We start from the raw sequence: 18,834 nt of genomic DNA, 5'->3' as shown, positions 1-18,834 counted from the left end.
TATGCGAGCTAAGCATAGCCAAGACGATGGTCATAGGGAGATGATATGAAGCATTTCATCGAAGATTTAGCGACTCAGCCTGAAAAGTACGACTTCTCACAGGCAATGAGATTGTTGGAACAACTTCAATCCCAAAGTACGACACCGTTGCAGATCCAATTAAAATCTGAGGCTATGCCGACGGGCAATCCTCAAGAGATTCAGTACTTCTCGTTAAAGGGGAATAAAGCAAAACTCAGATTAGCGAAACAGGCGCTCTCTGGTGTTAAAGGTGTCATACCCAATTATATTTACGAAGAATTGTTAGCCGCGATCCATAACGAAGATCATTCACTGCAAGATTTTCTAGACGTGTTTAATCAACGACACTTTGAAATCACCTATAGAACCAATGCACGACGTTGGTTGCTTGTTGAAAGCGAACAAAACCCGAAAAAAACAGCATTGTTAAATCACTTTGCAGCGTTAGGGAAAGCACACAAAGAGTACCTGCAATATTCACTGTTACTGAGCCAACAAAGTCGCAGTATTACAACGCTGAAAAAGATCTTAAACGACTTTTTCCCCTACTCCATCGAGGTTGAATGTAAAGCTTTTGAACGACGCCTTTTACCCGCAGATTCGTTGACTCGAATCGGTACTAATCGTGATTTCAACAGTCGCTTAGGACAAGGTTTTTTAGTTGGAAAAACCTGCCTCGCCCATTTCAACAACTTGAGTCTTTTTGTTACTCCACAAAACAGAAATGAGTTTCTTGAAATTCAACAAGATGACCAATTTGCTACGGCCGTGTTGTCGTTAACCCAACATTACTTAAAAGACAGCACGCCAGTTGCCATTTATCTGAACGTTAAGCGTTCATATTTAACCAGACCCCGTTTATCAAGCAATGTTTCTATTGCTGCTCGCCTAGGTGAAATTGACTATCTTGCACCTGAGCGTAGCCCTAATGAAACCGTAAAGATTTTGCTTTGTAGTTCGTAATACGGAATGTATAGATTATAGAGATACAAGGAATTGACTATGACACAAGTAACTCTCACTAACTTAGTAGGAAAACTATCTCCCGAGCTCAAGCAAGCGCTGGAAGCGTCTGCGGGCGCGGCGATGAACCAAGGTGTTGGAGCGATAGAAACAGAACACTGGATTCTTCAACTCATCTCCCAGAAAGATCCAAAGCTCATGACGCTGTGCGAATCACAAAATCTTTCATTAGACGCGCTAGTTAATGAACTGACCAAAAAAATCTCTATGTTGCCCAAAGGCAATGAAGGTCAGCCAACATTAAGCCACAGCCTGACCGAGTTAATCAAAGATGCTTGGATGATTGCGTCCGTAAACTACGGACACGGAGAGATTGTCAGCTTGCACCTTATTCAGGCTCTGATGCAACAAAACGTGCTCGGCGTGAATACCCTACAGCTTGAAACATTAAGCAGTGTGTCATTAGAATCTCTGCAAGGTCTGATCAAGAAAACCCCTATTGCACGTAATTCTGCCGCCTCTTCTACCAATGGAGCTGTCGACACTACACCCGCTGGCAACGACGCATTAAGCAAATACACCGTCAACCTGACTCAACAAGCGATTGACGGCAATATCGACCCAATTTCTGGCCGTAATGCCGAAGTCAGAAAAGCGATTGATATCTTATGTCGTAAACGCCAAAACAACCCGATTATGGTAGGTGAACCTGGAGTAGGTAAAACCGCTGTTGTCGAAGGCTTAGCGTTAAGAATCGCGGAGGATGAAGTACCTAGTGCGTTGCAAGGTGTACAAATTCACTCGCTAGATCTTGGGTTACTGCAAGCTGGTGCAAGCGTTAAAGGTGAGTTTGAAAACCGCCTAAAAGACGTCATTAACGAAGTAAAAAGCTCCGAAATTCCTATCATTGTGTTCATCGATGAAGCTCATACTCTCATTGGTGCAGGTGGTGCTGCCGGACAAAACGATGCCGCCAATCTTCTCAAACCTGCGCTAGCACGTGGTGAATTCAAAACCATTGCTGCGACAACTTGGGCGGAATACAAGAAGTACTTCGAAAAAGACCCAGCTCTAACACGTCGATTCCAAGTCGTGACCATTGAAGAGCCTAACGCCGAAGATGCAATGCAAATGCTGCGTGGCGTAGCCGCTTCATTGCAAGCTCACCATGGTGCGTTTATCGCTGAATCAGCAATTGAAGCAGCGGTTAACCTATCGATCCGTTACCTACCAAGTCGCCAACTACCAGACAAAGCGATCAGTCTGCTCGATACCGCCAGTGCACGAATCGCACTGACACAAGGTGCAAAACCTGAAGTATTGGAAACGCTAGAACAAACCATTCGTTACCAAGAAAATGAGAAGTCGGCGCTCGAGAAAGAAGAGGCGTTGTTCTCGAACAGTTCAGAGTTAATCAAAGAACTGACTCTATCAATTGAAGAAAACCAAAAAGCATTGGCTGCTTATTACACGCGTTGGGAAAAAGAGATTAAGTTAGTCGACCAAGTCAAATCTGTTCAACAAGAGATAACAGAAGAACAAGAGCAAAATGCGGTTGATTCCAACAAACAGAAACAACTCGATACTCTCAGAACTGAATTAGCGGAGCTTCAAGGGGAAGAACCTCTTGTTTATGCCATGGTCGACGACAACACCATTGCTCAAGTCATTGCCAATTGGACTGGTATCCCTGTGGGCAACATGATGAGTGATGAAATCGCTAAGCTGCTTACCTTGGAAGACGAACTTAATACTCGAGTAATTGGCCAAGATGTGGCGAAGAATGAGCTCGCAAAAGCGATTCGAATCTCCCGTGCCGGTTTAACCGATAATCGTAAACCTATTGGTGTGTTCTTAATGTGTGGCCCGAGTGGTGTGGGTAAAACCGAAACTGCCATGGCGCTTGCGGAGCAACTGTACGGAGGTAGCAACGACCTTACCGTGATTAACATGACCGAGTTTAAAGAAGAACATAAGATCTCTATGTTACTAGGCTCGCCTGCCGGTTATGTCGGCTTTGGTGAAGGTGGTGTGTTAACAGAAGCAATCCGACGCAACCCCTATTCAGTACTGCTTTTAGATGAGATGGAGAAAGCACACCCTGGCGTACATGACTTGTTCTATCAAATCTTCGATAAAGGCCATATCAAAGACAGTGAAGGTCGCACCGTCGATTTCAAAAACACCATCATCATTATGACGTCGAACGCAGCTGACCAAGCTATCTGTGATGTGTGCGCTAAAACCACAGACCGTATCGATAACGACGAGTTACTTGAAGCCATTCGTCCAGATTTGCAGCAATACTTTAAGCCTGCTTTCTTAGGCCGAACCACTATTGTTCCTTACTACCCGCTTAATGATGAAGAGTTAGCGAAGATCACAGAGATCTCGCTCAATCGAATCAAGAAGAAACTTGCGGAGCAGTATCAGGCTTCGTTTACTTGGGATGCAGATTTCATCCAGTTCGTGGTTGACCGTAATACCGATCCTACGACCGGTGGCCGTGCAGTTGAGCAAATCATTAATCGTTCATTGATGCCTAGATTGGCTGAAGAATGTATTGGTCGACTCAGCCGTAGCGAACCGATAACTCAAGTCACTGTTAGCGCGACCAACAACAGTGCCGACTTCGATTTATCTATTAAGTAGGTCTTAACTAATGAACAGCAAAGCCAGCCAAAACTTGACCAAACCTTCATTACTTAACCTGTCTCTTCGGGTTAAGTTGATGTTGGCCATCATGGCGGTTTTGCTGTTTTCCATCACCTTAAATGCTACGTTAAACTATTTCAATTTCGAGAAAAGACTCACTGAAACTTCAGATTCTATCTATGAGATTGTGTTGGAAGAAACACATAACGATATCAACCAGGCCATCAGTTTAGGCTTACCCCTCTCGGCGATATCCAACATCCAAAGTATGTTGGATCGCCGTTTAAAAATCGTTGACGGCATTACCGCCTTGGTGGTCGTCTCTAGTTCGGGCGAACGACTCTTTGGTACCGGAGAGGGAAATCAAGAAAATGACCGTCAGCTATCGCTCGATATCACTAACTCCTTTGGTTTAGTCGAAGGCCAAGTAAAGCTCTACTATTCGACAACGCTGTTAGAGCAACAGAAAACCTTCATACTCAAACTCCAGTTCCTCTATTCGGCGATTTGGATACTGCTCTCTTGCCTGTTTGCCTTTATTGCCTTGAAATACCTATTGGAAGGTATTGTAGGCCGGGTGAAAAGCGCTACTGCGATATTTGAATCCGCGACCGATTCAGATGAGTTACTTCCAACCATCACTCAAGCTCACAAGGCGCTACAATCACCAAGTTCGCTGTCAAAATTTGAAAAGCTGAAAACAAAACACTTTCCGGTTTTCATCATCTCTCTTGCTATCCTATTAACGATAATTGCTAACCTTGGGGTTTCTTACCAATCGCTAGACAAATTTTCACAGATTTACGAGGTTAAGCTCGAGCAAAAGTCTAACCTGATTGGCGACTCGTTAAATCAGATGATTAAAGGGTTACTCGACAAAGGCGTTCCTGACGACAAACTGCATGGCCTAGAAAATGAATTTGCTTTCTTCGTTGATCACCATAGCGAGATTCTGTCGATAAACTTTGAGGGACAGTCTGGCACTTCCTATCGTTATCCGGCAGAACAAGTTGAGCACCCTTCTATCCGAGAATCGACGTTCTCACTCAACAACAGTCATACGATTCAATTGAACGTAACCACAGATAACAATTTGATCATCAACCTACTCAAAGAAAGCGTCATGGACATGATTACTGTCTTGGTCGCCTCTTGCCTTGTGGTTGCCGAAATCATTCTGTTTATGTGTAATTTCATGATTATTTCGCCATGGAACCAAGTAAAGAAAGTGTTCATGTTGGTGAACCGCGACATTGTGAATCACTTGGCGAAGATCTCGACTCGTGATGAAATTGGCAAACTGCTCAACCTGACGAATCAAGCCATTACTAAGCTAAACCCTAGTCAGCCATCTCAAGATATCGACAAACAAGACTTTCGATTCATTCGCTTACCCCTATTTTTATTGGTGTTCTCAGAAGCGTCTTCGCTGGCCTTTTTCCCTAGGTTTGTCTCTTCGCTAGAAAACACAACCGGCTGGATACCTGAAAACCTAGTCACTAGCTTACCCATTTCCCTGTTCATGCTTTGCTGGGCTATCTCGCTGCCGTTTGCAGGTTATTGGTCAGACAAAGTAGGCAGAAGACGCTCATTAATGACAGGGGGGCTGATCACTTGTATCGGTTTAGTCGCAACGGCTTTCATTCAATCTTTAGAATTCTTGCTGCTCGCTCGCGCTTTTACGGCAGTCGGTTACGGCATCGTGTTCATTTCGGCGCAAGGCTATGTGTCCGATACCACCAATGATTCTAATCGCACTAAAGGCATGGCGACTTTCTTGTCATCATTCTTCTCTGGCTCTTTATGTGGAGCCGCTATCGGAGGAATCTTAGCGGAGAAACTTGGGTACTCAGAAACGTTTATGCTCGCCGGACTATTAGCAACACTCAGTGTGTTACTCGTCTATGTGTTTTTTGAAAAATCAAACACCGGAAACTCAAGCAAGCCCGTCAAACTACAAGATTTCAAGCTGCTGCTAAGTAATAAGTACTTTGCCTTAATCACGATATTCAGCGCCATACCAGCGAAGATTGTACTCACTGGTTTCCTTTACTACATCTGCCCTGTTTATCTGCAATTCCTTGGTGAAAGTAGCTCTGTTTCTGGCCGTGTCATTATGGCCTACGGCCTTGCCATCATATTAATTTCGCCATTGAGTGCCATTTTGGTCGATAAACTCAAAAACAAAATGGCCTTTATTTTTATTGGCGGATTACTTTCGTCCCTTGCCTTGCTCAACTTCTATTTTTTCCAAGGCACATTAGGGTTACTACTTATTGTAATTATTATTGGTATCGCACACGGCATCTGTGTTTCCCCTCAAATACCTTTGGTCATCGACCTCCTGTCTGGTCAGGGCATTGAGAAGGGCAAAATCATTGGTATTTTCAGGCTTACTGAACGTATTGGTAATATCGCGGGGCCAATGCTGGCTGGGGTTTGTTTAAGTATCTTCGGTTACGACCAAACCATTCTTATATTTGGCGCGTCATTACTCGCGAGTTCCTTTAGTTTGATTGTGTTTTTCTCAATATTTCTGAAGTCTGATAAACAGAAGCTAGGGGTTCAATCATGAGATTTATAGTGTTCGTCCTTAGCTTTATTTTAATTACCCCACTTTCCTTCGCTAAAAGTGATGAAAAACATGTCATTCTTTTATTATGGCGAGGGGTAACCGATGCTGAACAAGGCTTCATGGATTATTTATCCCAACATGTTGATGTTCGATTTACCATTCTCGATGCAAATAGAGATAAAACACAGCTCAAACAACACATTAGAGAGCTAGAATATAAAGATGCCGATCTCATTTATTCGTTCGGTACGACTATCACCTTGAATTTACTAGGGACTTATACAGAACCCAGCGAATTTAGAATGAATAATCCAACGCCTGTTGTGTTCAGTATTGTGACCGACCCTGTTGGCTCAAAGTTGATTGCTGATTTATCTTCAGACGATAGAAATTTTACCGGTGTATCGCACATCGTACCCCATGAAATACAATTTAAAGCGATAGAAAAACTCAGTAACATTTCAAGCCTTGGGGTTATATATAACGCTGACGAAAATAATTCGATTATCACCGCAAATAAAATGATGGAGTTATCGGAAATTTATAACAAGCGTGTTATGTTGTACCCACTAAACATTGATAAAAGTAAGTCAAACAGCGACTTAATTAACCTCACGATAAACAATATGAAACGTGATGGTGTCGATATGGCTTATTTACCACCTGATTCATACATCATCACCCAAGGAGGGGAAGTCGTCTCAGGGCTACATTCAAAAGGTATCCCCACATTCTCGGCAACCGAAAGCCCAATAAGAAACCATAAAGCCTTATTTGGTATTGTCAGCCGTTATTACAATGTTGGTCAATTTGCTGGATACAAAGCGAAGAACATATTGAAAGGAACTCAGAAAGCTTCAGACATTCCGATAGAGTCACTTAGCCAATATTCCTATATTGTTAATATCGAAGCCGCTCATAAGCTCGACTATTACCCGCCAGTGTCAATTTTGAAGATCTCTGAAGTGATAGGACACTCTAACGATGTTAACTAGAGCCTCTACCATCAGATTATCGCTAGTCGCCCTACTCATCTCGACGTTTTGGTCGATGAGTGCTTCTGCTCAAGTGAAAATTGGGCCATCTCGCCTAATGCTGACCACACAAGATTGGCCGCCGTACCAAACCTATGAAAACGCTTCGATGCAAGGCATCGTATTAGACAAGGTTAAATGCGCGTTAAGCATGATGGGACAACCTTACCAACTTACGATGACCACTTGGTCTGATGCACAATTGCGTGTTCATAGTGGCAGCCAACACGGTTTCTTCGTTGCAACCCAAACCTCAGAACGTGATGAATACGCAACGCTCTCGGCACCTATCGCAAAACAAACCTTGAATTGGTATTTTGGCCCCGGAGTGGAGCCGAAGGTTGATGAATTGTCAAAGTTAAACCTTAACTTTTCTGCCAAATTTGGCTCAAACAAATGGTTTTGGTTAAAACGTAATGGATTTAACGTCGTTAAGCAGCCACGAGATGCTAAAGTATTACTAAGACTTTTAAAACAAAGGGAAATTGATGTTGTTTTAGAGGATGAGTTGGTCTTTAAAAGAGAGTTGGACAAAGCCTCTTTACCACTCGATTACTTCAATTCGACGAACTTAGATACCAAGGATATGGGGGTCTACTTCTCGAATCGATTCCTTAAAACCTACTCAGGTTTCTTAGACAGTTTTAACTCAGCCATATCCAAGTGCAAGGAGTAGCCATTGTCCATCAGTGTCCACATGATTTCTGTACCTGCTGAAGAGATCGTTTCCTCTAGAGTAACGTATCTGCCCGAAAGTGGCGGAAGCTTGGGTCGTTCTCCATCATGTGATATTGCGCTACCCGATCAAACTAAATGGATCTCAAGAACTCACTGCCAGCTTTACCCTACAGATCGTGGTTACGTAATTAAAGACATCAGTAACAATGGGGTGTCGTTGAACGACAAATCGTTGGCAAAAGAGAAAGAGTACGTCATTACCGATGGTGACATCATCAAACTGGGTAGCTACACACTACTAGTGAGCCTGTTGAGTAACCCGAAAATGAACGCGGTCAATAACACCACACAGGATGAAACTTTTATAGAACCTTTCAACTTAAAATTGGATGACAGCGACACGGATTTTTTAGATGACGCACCACAAGTCACGACAGTTAAGAAAACCTCAAACTTCTCTTCGAAGAATGTGTTGAGTGACGACCCCTTCTCATCTGATCCTTTTGAAGACTTAGACGAAGACAAAGTCGTACCCAACATTGAAGTCGACGAAATTGCTCATCGCGATAGTAACTCCCTGTCTCCTGCTGAGTTAGAGTACTTACCCGTTAATGTTGATAACAACACCCGTATTGAAGAGTCGATCGACAAACTCATTACGTTAACTGAGAAGAATCAACAGTACTTACAGAACCCACAGCTACAACAAAAAGCGCTGTTCGACGCATTAGAACAGACGGTTGATCAGTTCTTAAATGAATTTGCACCAAAGCAGCTTGAGAACCAGTTTAGTGAATACGTGAGTAGCGGCATTTTTGCCAACAAAGATAAGAAATATTGGAAGATCTACAGAAAGCACTTCCAACACCGCCAAGACAACGGAGAATTTAGACGTCAGTTCAAAGCGCTGTTTATGGAGAATATGCAAAAGCAAAGTGAGGAGAGAGAATGAAACGTCTCATACTCTTATCGCTTTGTTTACTGATCACTGCATGTTCTTCATCGGAACCTGCTCCTGTTGTCACTCAATACTCGTTGACCGTTAAAGCAGATGCGACAGTCAACCAATACAACGACGACCAAGCCAATCCTGTTGTGGTTAGGCTTTACCAATTGACGGATCAACAACTGTTTAAGCAACTGCCGTTTATTGATTTATACAACAATGACCTACAGTTATTGGCAGCCAACTTAGTTTCAAAACAAGTGCTACCGATTGTACTGCCGAACTCAGAACAAAAACTGACGTTAGATATCAATAAAAATACTCAATACATTGCAGCACTGGTCGAATTCGCTGATTACCAAAATGGCACAACCAAGACCGTTTTGATGATGCCTTCCGATCCAGAACAAACCTTAGAGTTAACGATTACAGGGAAGAAAGCAGAGTTAGCCGTGATACAGCCTGACTCCAGCTGGTGGCAAATCTTTTAATAAAAAAGCCAAGATATAAAAATAATAGAAAAGGATTTTACGTGGACGCTTTCAAAAAAGTAGTTTGGCAAGAAGGGATGTTTATTGCACCTCAGCACTTTCAGCAGCAAGACCGCTATGTGCAAAACTACATTCGTCAGAATATCGAAACACTGGCCGGTTTTGCCCCTTTCTTCGGCATCACCGAGTTAGTGCTTAACCACGATTTATTGAAGATCGGCAAGCTGTCTATTCCAAGCTGTTCTGGTGTGTTCCCCGATGGAACCCAATTCAATCTCAAGCAAGAAATCGTAGTCGACATTCCTCAAGGCACCATTGAAACCATCGTTTATCTTGCTCTGCCAATCTCCTTACAAGGCAACAATGATTACAGCGAAGATGGCCAGGAACAAAGCCGTTACCTCACCCGTTCAATCAATGTATTCGATACTTCTACCTCTGAAAATGCCAGTGTTGAAGTTGATGTCGCTCAGCTTAATATCGGCCTCAAATTCGCTGGAGAAGACACGTCTGGTTTTACCCTAATTCCCGTCGCTAAAATTTTAGAAATTAGTGATTCTGATGAAGTCATGCTCGATAGAGCCTTTATCCCTGCCTGCTTACATTACGGCGCTTCAACACTGCTTAGTGAACGAGTCAAAGAAATTCATGCGTTGGTAAGTAACCGAGCTCAAAACCTTCTTAAACGCATCGAGGCTGGCCAAGGTCAAAAGAGTCCTCAGTCGATGATGCAAGATTTCTTGTGGCTTCAGACTCTCAACACCTGGCTACCGTGGTTTGAATTAACCATCAGTAACACTAAATACCCAACTCACGAATTGTATTCAAAGTTGAAACAGTTCCAGGCTCAAGTCATGGCGTTAACACCAGCGATTCCAGATGAGTGCCAGCCTTTAAAATATGACAAGCTCTATGACAACTTTAACCCACTGTTTTCGAGCCTAAGAAACTTACTGACGCTGGTTCAACAAGACTCGGTTATCGAGTTCAAGTGGGATATTTCACTGTTTGAGAAACGCCGTTTACTTCGCACGTTGATTAAAGACCCTAGCAGCGTTTATAACCGACGTTTCGTTCTAAGTGTTAAGTCCGATATCAGCAGTACAGAGCTAAATGAGCTGTTCCCAATTTCGGCCAAGTTAAGCAGTAACAACAAGATTGTTGAGTTAGTGAGAAGTTCGCTGTCTGGTATTTCATTAACGCCTTTACCTATCGCACCGAGTGAGCTCAAACCGATGCAAGGTGTCGCTTATTTTGAAGTCGACACCAAAGACCGGAATTGGTTGGATATGCTTGATACGCGTGATGCGATTGCGCTGCACGTCGATGCTCGCATACCCGCTCTCGAAGTTGTTCTTTACGCGTTGAGATAATGGCCATGGATTATTTAGACGAAGAAACGCTGGTCATAGATAAAGCATCCAAAGGCTCTGCGAATACAGAGTCAGACCAAGCTTTCTCTAAATTAGTCGGGGTGCATTCCACCAGCACCCAAGAAGAGTTTCTGCGTCACTTTGATAAAGCAGAAAATCAGCTGATCAACATCAGTAGTGATTTACTTACTAAAACACTCAAAATCTCAACGCTGTCTGAACCTGACGATTTAGCCGTTTTCCGTGAGCAGTTTATTCAGGGCATTAACGACATAAAGGCTCAAGCAACCGAACTTACCTACCCTATTGCCGTTATCGATAAACTTTGCTTTTTGTACGCTGTAGTCATTGATGAATTCATCATCTACACCGAATGGGGAGAGCAACGCGGCTGGGAAAACAAAACTCTGCTGAGTGAACTGTTTGGCATGCGTAATGGTGGTGAACTTTTCTTCTCTGTTGCTGAAAAAGCAGCAAGACAGCCACACAAACTGATTGATCTTCTGGAGATCATCTACCTCTTTATCAATATTGGATTCAAAGGCCAATATCGTGAAGGAGGTGCTGAACAGTTAAAGGCATTCGTCCATCAACTAGAACAAACCATCAGCCAATATCGCACCGCCAGTGGCGTTCACTGCCACACTAAGGTAAAGCTACCTGACGTAAGAAAACCAACAAGACGTAAACGTTACTTCATTACTAGCTTGTTTTTCTTTTGTTTGATAGCAACCAGTATTGGCTTAACAGAGTTCTGGTACAACAAGACCCACGCACAACGATCTCGTGATTTCACCTTTTTACCGAACTTTAGCGAACGCTACGTTCTCTCTGGAGAAATCAAAGACATTGTCTTCATCAGCCAAGATAACGACTTAGAAAACCCTCCTCGTCACGCGAGTAAAGCTGACGCAGTAGAAGCCTCAAAAACGACTAACTTCACGCCAAGTTCAGCTAATTGGTTGGTTCAACTCGCAACGTTCTCAAGTAAGAAAAATGCCCAAGCTTTCATCAATAACCTATCTCCGTCAGCTTATGAACCAATAATCTCACCTTACAAGAAATACTATCGAGTGATATTAAGAGCCAACACCTCAGAAGAAGCGAGAACAACCAAAGCTTGGTACGTAGAAAGTGACCAAATAAACGCCATTATTGTTCGCACTTCTGCACATGACTTAAACAAGGAAGAGTCTAACTGATTATGCCGGATGCCAAATCAAACAAGTCAGGCAACGTTAAGAAAACAGTGGGCATCTCAGCCCTAGCCTCTGTCGCCTTTTTTACCGTCGCCTCTAGCATTATTCTATTAACACCACTCAATGCTTATTTGGTGTGGGCGCTGACGACTATCGCCATTATCTCTACGCTTATCGGCTTCATTTGCTATTGGGTGGTCATTAAACGCAGCGCAAAATCACAAGAAGAGTCTTTAGACAAAGAACTGATTCAGAAAAGACAAAAGCAATTAGCAAATCATTTTAAACGGATGATCAGCGGGCAGAAACGTAAAACTCGCTTAACTAGCCGCTACGACCAACCGATCTATTTACTACTGAGTCAAAACCCGAACAAAGACAAAAGCATCATCACTCAAATGGGTTACGAAGCCTATAAGCTTGACGACTTCGGTAATGACATTGAATTCCCTGTTCTATTTTGGGTAAGCGAGCACTCTATTTTAGTGTCGGTGAGTATGGGGGAAGACCAACATCCTGAATATCTAAAAACACTCAGTCAGTCTCTAACCGCATGGCGCCCGAGACAAGCAGCTAATGGCTTGTTGCTTACCACTGACGTATCGTCACTACTGGAAAATAACGAACAGATAACACAACAGGCTGACGAGCTTAAATCGACAATCAAGACGTTCAATCAAGCTTTTGGGGTCAGCCTACCGATTTATAACATCATCTCGAACATGGGCAGCATCAGCGACTTTTGTCAGTTCTTCTCTGCTTTTGATGAGTCGAAAAGAGATGAAGTATTCGGTGCCACAGCTCCTTATTCAGCACACGGTGGCATCGATGCGAACTGGTTCAATAATGAATACGATCATTTAATCAGTGAATTGATTGCGAACATGAGCAATGCACTGGCAGGTCAATTGAATCAAGATTATCGAAACTCTATTGCCAGTGCTCCTTTCCAGTTTGGACTATTGAAACAAAATCTTTGGCTGTTCCTCAATCGATTGTATCGAGGTGAGCAACTCAGTGACGCACTGCAGTTCAGAGGCTTCTATTTCACTCATGACGGCCAAAGCTCTTCGCAATCAGACTTGCTGGCGAGTGCGGTCTCTTATTCTGTAGGACACGAGCATTACCAACAGAACGAGCAAATCCCTGTTAATCAGACTTTGTTTGCCCAATACCTCATGACACACGTGATCCTATCGGAACACGAACTGGTCGGCGTAAACAAGCGTAAAGAGAACACCTTGTTGGTTAACCAAGTTCTGTTCACACTCTCTTGGATTGGTTTACTCGCAGCGGTGTTATTGGTGATTAAGTTCGATTTTGATTTCCAAAATCAACGTGAAACCAAAGCTGATATAATGCTAGAGCGCTACAAAGAAGCGATATCTGCCTCTCCTTATGATATTGAAAACATGGCAGATAACATTCCGAATCTGTTCTCACTGCAGCGAATCTATAACCTCTACAAGCAGCCCGAGCCTTGGTATAGCCTGTCGTTTATGCCAAACCCTAGCATCAAGGAAGAAGTCGAAGAAGCCTATTTCACGGAGCTACAACAGGTGCTTATCCCTTCGATGGAAAATACGATCGAGAAAGACTTGTTTGTGTACGTAAACCTTGAAGACCAATCTCAAACGCTGTCTCTGCTTAATAACTACCGTTTACTTTTCAGCAAAGACAGAACCAATGTCCAAGAGCTTAAAAACTACTACGTTCGTACGCTGCAAGACCAAGGAGAGGCAGATAGCGTCAACATTGCTCAGCTAGAAGTACTATTGAATGACATCTTTGCACGTAACCTGACGCCAATAAAATCGAACCATGATTTAGAGAGCCTAGCCAAGAAAGTCATCACACAGACAGGTATTGAAACCTTGTTGTACGAACATATCCAAAGTTCTACTACCTATGCAAAGCGCGTCGATATTCGTGGTGAATTAGGTGATAACTTTGGTTCAGTACTTCAATTTTCGCCAAGTTACGCTGGCTACTTAGTTCCTTATATCTATACGCCAACGGGATTTAACGAGCTCGATTTATCAGTCAACTCTCCGACTCTAAGATCGGCATTGCAGTCTTATGAGGGGGTTGCCGGAGCTTATCCTAGCGCGCTGGAGCTTCATCGAATCAGCCGAGAGTTGAAGCAAACCTACCAGAATGATTACATTAACTATTGGCGTGATTTGGTCCGTAATGTCGAAGTCAAAGAAGTGGCCGATCCTACGCAATTAAAAAATACGTTAACGAGCCTGTCGGAAGCCAGTAATAATCCACTAGTCAGTTTGTACTCGACGATAGCTAAGTACACCTATGTAGAACTAGAGATACCAGCCAAGGATGACAAGGAACAAGATCCTGCAAGCATGCCGATTCAAGATCCTGATAAAAAGGAATCCGCTCGTCAGATATCTCTTAGTTTCCAAGCATACAAAAAACAGGTTTCTGCCAATGACCAAGGTAAGAAGCCCATCGACAACCTACTGACAGCCTTTATTAATGCTAAAAAATGGGGAGACAAGTTTTACGAGACCAAAGAGCCACAAAAGGTCGCCTTTGAAACACTGTCTGTGACGTTGCAAGCTGGTAATCCGATTGCGTCACTATCAAGCCTCTCCAACAATCATTTAGCGGTCGCTGAAGAGCTAATTAATAAGGTGGTACACCAGAGTAATGAAACGGTGATGTCACTGGCTCACGACTACCTGAATACAGCGTGGTCGAAAGAAGTGTATCAACCTTACCAACAGCGATTGGCTTCGTTTTATCCGTTCAACCGAAAATCTAAATCAGACGTGAGTGTCGCGGATGTTAAAGCCTTCTTCGTTACTAATGGCATCGTCGATAAATTCTCTCAAACTCGTCTAAATGGATTTATCAAAAACAGTGACGAAGCCCCCTACTTACCGGGGTTACTACCAGGTACAGGGTTATCCATTACACCTGAAGTTTGGACAATGATTGATAAGGCCGCTGATATAAAGAACGCCCTATTCTTAGCGGATCCATCGAACATTCTGATCAATTTCCAACTGAAGGCCGTCGATATGACGCCAAACATCACGGAGTTTTCGATCATTTCAGATAAGCCTATCTTTACCTATCGTCATGGCCCAACACTATGGAGCCAACAATCATGGCAAGGTGACGCGAAGTTTATCGAGAAGCTAGGCATTCAGCTTAATGCTCAGGATTCTACAATTGGCCAGAACACCGTAAAAGGGACATGGAGTTGGTTCCGCTTGTTTGAGCCAAACGTGAATTTTACCTCTGCTCAAGATACTCAAGTTGAGTTTGTATACGGTGATAGCAAAGTGAAGCTGACCATCAAAACTCAAGGCCAATCGAACCCATTTGTTCCCGGCTTCTTCTCTGGATTCTCGCTACCAAGTGGTATCTAATAACACACTTTCAAACAGCTCGCCTTGCACATCAAGGCGAGCTCAACCTTACGAAGATGATGCCTCTTCAAAAAAAAGGGGTTTGAACGATGAAAAGCTTCTGCTAGTGTTCAAAGCTCATGGATACACTAACCTCGTTCGTTTAAGTTCACGGGTTTTCCGAGCCCAGCACTCTAGTTGGGGACTGGTGACCATTAAATACGCTCAAGAGCTAAAACACCGTCACTTTCTAAAACAAGAAGCTGAGTTTCTGTATTCAAATACCAATTTCAATACCGGTTTCAATACAAAAGATATCTGGTCGAACTATTGTGATTATTTTTCTAGCCACAAGAGTGACTGCTTAGTTCTTTCTTACATGAATGGTAAAACACTGCTAGAAATACAAGCAGATTCAAATTTAACGGAATGTTTACCCTCACACTGGCTTAACGCTTTAGAAGCTACAATTAACCAAATCCACACCTTAGGCTTCATTCATGGTGATATTAAGCCATCCAACATCGTGTTCAACCCACAAGGACAAGCTCAACTCATCGACTTTGGATCTGCTACTAACATTGGCATTGAACGCGCACAGCTTCGCTTTGATAGCTACACGCCTCGATACTCAAGGGCACAGTCAGTCACAAGCAAGCTTGACGATTGGTTCGCTGTCGCGGTTATGTTAGAAGAATTTTTAGATGACGCAGCCCTACCCAGTCGATATCAGGTTCTATTAAAACAGCACAGATAAATCGGCCATATCGTATCTGTAGGCAACGAAAAAGCGGATGATCGATCATCCGCTTTTTGCTCGCTTTTAGCCAATTAGCCTATATTACGAACTAGATAACCTGAGTGATTCAAGTTGCACTTTATTCTAGTCACTTTGTTATTCAATAAGTTTTGTTATTCAGGTACTAACAGTGACTCCAACCCGCCAGCAACGGTTGAAGCCAACGCTTTTGGGGAGAGACTTTCTTTTACGCTCTCTTTGATAGTGGTGCCATTGAGTAGGTTTTTAACCTGCTGTTTTCTTACTGCTTTGGTAAAGGCCTTCTCATCCGTTCCCGGAATAAAGTTCGGTTCACCGCGCGCGGCATTTAACGCCTGTTTCACACCAAGTTTATTACTCTCAAGCGCTATTTCGCTATTGGCAATAAACGCCTTGGCTTCTTCTTGCAATGTGGCATAAGCACTCAAAGTCGATTTCTGGAAAGATAACTTGATCACTGAAGGATCGGTATTCACCTTACGACCAAACTTACGCTTAATTCTTCGAGTTAAGCGAGTCCTCATATTCGGCGGTGGTGGCGTTATATCGGTAATTGAAAGGAAGTTATATGGTGAACTGTAGCAAGGCATACAAACCATATAAGAAGCAATCACAGGAATTTCCTCCAACTTCATTTTGAACCAATCTCTGAAGAAATTCGCACCGATAACGTCTCGCTTTTGATTTAGCATCACGCACTCTTGCTTAAACTTGCGAAACTTTCTTTCCATTACCCACTTGTCGTATAAACCACGGAAAAAATTAAAGATAGAAAGGACGGCTTTAACGATGCTGGTTACGGTGGCACCAATACCTGAGCTGGCTAGATTAATCGCAATGACTCCGCCATGAGCCAGTGCAATCATTGAATCTTCGATGGCAACAGCACGAATCTCACCACGGATTTTATCAATCACGTCAGCACCAACACGAGTGGTTGTCATAGAGCTCAAATGGCGAGTTTTGTGGTTGTTAACCGCTTTGCTTAGAGCCGAATAGATTCGAGTGGCCGCTTCTTTAATGTCATCAATCGCTGGCGCCAAATCAGCAAATATCCGTTTTACCAAGCTTGGAATCATGCTCAATATCTGAGCTTTAATATCATCCATCGCTATGCTGGTAATGCTCTTTGCATAATCGAGGAATTTTTCTTTTATCTGCTCAGTTATGTTTTCAATCATACCAGCAAGGCTTGTTCCACTCCCTGTCACAGCCTCGGTAATGGTGCCCGTAAAGCTGTCTACTTCGGTGGCAGCTGCAACCGCAATCTTAACTTTGTCTACTTTAGTAACACCCACCAAATCAGCATTCGCAAAAAGCGATAGCATATCTTTCTGAATGATGGTTAGCCCTGTATTCGGCATCGTACGTTCTCCCTGTAACAAGCCCACGATAGGTTTGAAAGTAACTTGAACGACTAAGTCCCTCTGAATCATTCGGTCTTAGCGAACTAAACCCTGGACAATTCAACCCTGATCGCACTGCTGCACAATCTATGCAGTTATTCTTTGTTAAATAAAGGTTAACATATAAAATATCTATTCATATAAAGGTTCATCATTTATTCCTTTTAGATTCCAAAACCAACAATTAACTCTCCTGAAATCATGCGTTTCCACCAAATTCCACTACGCTTTATTAGCATAGAACATAGCAATCTGATTAAATTTTTTAGGGACGAAAAATGAATCAAATTACGACAGATAAACCCATTATTTTGGTTGTTGATGATATCCCAGACAACATCCACACTCTCTCGGGGATCCTTAACGACGACTTTAGGATCAAAGCGGCTACATCAGGCGAAAAAGCGTTAAAGATAGCTTCCTCCTCACCAAAACCTCACCTCATTCTTCTCGACATCATGATGCCTGAAATGGACGGCTATGAAGTTTGCCACCGACTTAAAAGTGACCCAGTCACGTCCGATATCCCCGTTATCTTTGTTACCGCCAAAACCGACGTGGTCGATGAGCAACGAGGTTTTGAATTAGGTGCGGTGGACTACATAACCAAGCCTGTCAGTCCACCTATCGTTAAAGCGCGTGTGGTTACTCATATTTCTCTCTATGACCAAAACTTGGCGCTGTCTCGTAAAGTAAGGCAGAGAACCGAAGCATTGGCTATGAGCCGACTTGAGATTATCCGCAAACTCGGTCGTGCAGCAGAGTACAAAGACAATGAAACGGGAATGCACGTCGTTCGAATGAGCTACTATTCTAAAATTCTTGCCCAACAGTTAGACGTAAATGAAGAATGGGTTGAGCTTCTCTTTCAAGCGGCACCAATGCACGACATTGGTAAAATCGGTATCCCCGACTGCATATTAGGTAAGCCCGGTAAACTTGATGCAGATGAATGGGCAATAATGCAAACGCACGTCACTATTGGCGGAGACATTATTGGAAGTAACGACTCCAAATTGCTGAAGCTTGCTCAAGAGATCGCCCTTTACCACCACGAGAAATGGGATGGCAGCGGCTACCCTCACAAACTCTCCGGCGACGATATCCCACTCAGCGCACGAATTGTCGCGATTGCCGACGTATTCGACGCACTGACCAGCGAACGCCCTTACAAAGAAGCTTGGCCTATTCAAAAAGCAATTGAGCTTATTCAAGAACAAGCCGGCCATCATTTTGATCCTAATTTAGTGCCAATCTTCATTAGTAAGCTCGACGAGATGTTAGCGATCAAAGACTCTTTTACTGATGAACCAGAAAACTAAGTTCGCTGGTACTATA

13 protein-coding genes are annotated in these 18,834 nt (G+C 43.2%); 12 read left to right on the top strand and 1 reads right to left on the bottom strand.

Going from position 1 to position 18,834, the window contains the following annotated elements; genetic code table 11:
- Window positions 1-45 precede the first annotated feature (45 nt).
- The 11 genes from AACW75_RS05955 (at window position 46) to AACW75_RS05905 (ending at window position 16,069) form a co-directional block, all read left to right on the top strand.
- Window positions 46-984, top strand: coding sequence for a type VI secretion system baseplate subunit TssG (locus tag AACW75_RS05955; protein WP_145570252.1), 939 nt, complete (start codon window positions 46-48; stop codon window positions 982-984).
- Window positions 985-1,023: 39 nt separating this feature from the next.
- Window positions 1,024-3,636, top strand: coding sequence for a type VI secretion system ATPase TssH (tssH, locus tag AACW75_RS05950; protein WP_145570250.1), 2,613 nt, complete (start codon window positions 1,024-1,026; stop codon window positions 3,634-3,636).
- Window positions 3,637-3,646: 10 nt separating this feature from the next.
- The gene (locus AACW75_RS05945; protein WP_145570248.1) at window positions 3,647-6,214 is read left to right on the top strand and encodes an MFS transporter; all 2,568 of its coding nucleotides are present in this window, start codon (window positions 3,647-3,649) and stop codon (window positions 6,212-6,214) included.
- Window positions 6,211-7,209, top strand: a complete 999-nt coding sequence (locus AACW75_RS05940; RefSeq protein ID WP_145570246.1) for an ABC transporter substrate-binding protein — start codon at window positions 6,211-6,213, stop codon at window positions 7,207-7,209. The genes AACW75_RS05945 and AACW75_RS05940 overlap by 4 nt, the downstream gene beginning before the upstream one ends.
- On the top strand, window positions 7,199-7,924 hold the full coding sequence (locus AACW75_RS05935) for a transporter substrate-binding domain-containing protein (RefSeq protein ID WP_145570243.1): 726 nt from the start codon (window positions 7,199-7,201) through the stop codon (window positions 7,922-7,924). The genes AACW75_RS05940 and AACW75_RS05935 overlap by 11 nt, the downstream gene beginning before the upstream one ends.
- A gap of 3 nt (window positions 7,925-7,927) precedes the next feature.
- Complete coding sequence (locus AACW75_RS05930) at window positions 7,928-8,878, top strand: FHA domain-containing protein (protein WP_145570241.1); 951 nt, start codon at window positions 7,928-7,930, stop codon at window positions 8,876-8,878.
- A complete protein-coding gene (gene tssJ / locus AACW75_RS05925; protein WP_145570240.1) occupies window positions 8,875-9,363 on the top strand; it encodes a type VI secretion system lipoprotein TssJ in 489 nt (162 codons plus the stop codon). The genes AACW75_RS05930 and tssJ overlap by 4 nt, the downstream gene beginning before the upstream one ends.
- Window positions 9,364-9,404: 41 nt before the next feature.
- Window positions 9,405-10,736, top strand: coding sequence for a type VI secretion system baseplate subunit TssK (tssK, locus tag AACW75_RS05920; RefSeq protein ID WP_237297672.1), 1,332 nt, complete (start codon window positions 9,405-9,407; stop codon window positions 10,734-10,736).
- Window positions 10,736-11,938, top strand: a complete 1,203-nt coding sequence (gene icmH, locus AACW75_RS05915; RefSeq protein ID WP_186437186.1) for a type IVB secretion system protein IcmH/DotU — start codon at window positions 10,736-10,738, stop codon at window positions 11,936-11,938. The genes tssK and icmH overlap by 1 nt, the downstream gene beginning before the upstream one ends.
- Before the next feature lie 2 nt (window positions 11,939-11,940).
- The gene (gene tssM, locus AACW75_RS05910; protein WP_145570233.1) at window positions 11,941-15,333 is read left to right on the top strand and encodes a type VI secretion system membrane subunit TssM; all 3,393 of its coding nucleotides are present in this window, start codon (window positions 11,941-11,943) and stop codon (window positions 15,331-15,333) included.
- Window positions 15,334-15,439: 106 nt separating this feature from the next.
- Window positions 15,440-16,069 carry a protein kinase domain-containing protein gene (locus AACW75_RS05905; RefSeq protein ID WP_339385027.1) on the top strand — a complete coding sequence of 210 codons (630 nt, stop codon included), beginning with the start codon at window positions 15,440-15,442 and terminating at the stop codon, window positions 16,067-16,069.
- A gap of 155 nt (window positions 16,070-16,224) precedes the next feature.
- Here AACW75_RS05905 and AACW75_RS05900 read toward each other — a convergent pair whose 3' ends face one another.
- Entirely contained in the window at window positions 16,225-17,454 is a 1,230-nt protein-coding gene (locus tag AACW75_RS05900; RefSeq protein WP_145570231.1) for a hypothetical protein, read from the bottom strand.
- 320 nt (window positions 17,455-17,774) lie between these two features.
- Between AACW75_RS05900 and AACW75_RS05895 the strand changes: the two genes are divergently transcribed.
- Window positions 17,775-18,818: a response regulator gene (locus tag AACW75_RS05895; RefSeq protein ID WP_145570229.1), complete on the top strand. Its 1,044-nt coding sequence runs from the start codon at window positions 17,775-17,777 to the stop codon at window positions 18,816-18,818.
- Window positions 18,819-18,834: the final 16 nt, after the last annotated feature.

This window comes from Vibrio sp. L3-7, from assembly GCF_963898195.1.
GTDB classification, from domain to species: Bacteria; Pseudomonadota; Gammaproteobacteria; order Enterobacterales; family Vibrionaceae; genus Vibrio; species Vibrio echinoideorum.
Note: the sequence above shows the minus strand (reverse complement) of the source record. Positions and strands in the feature narration are given on the sequence as shown.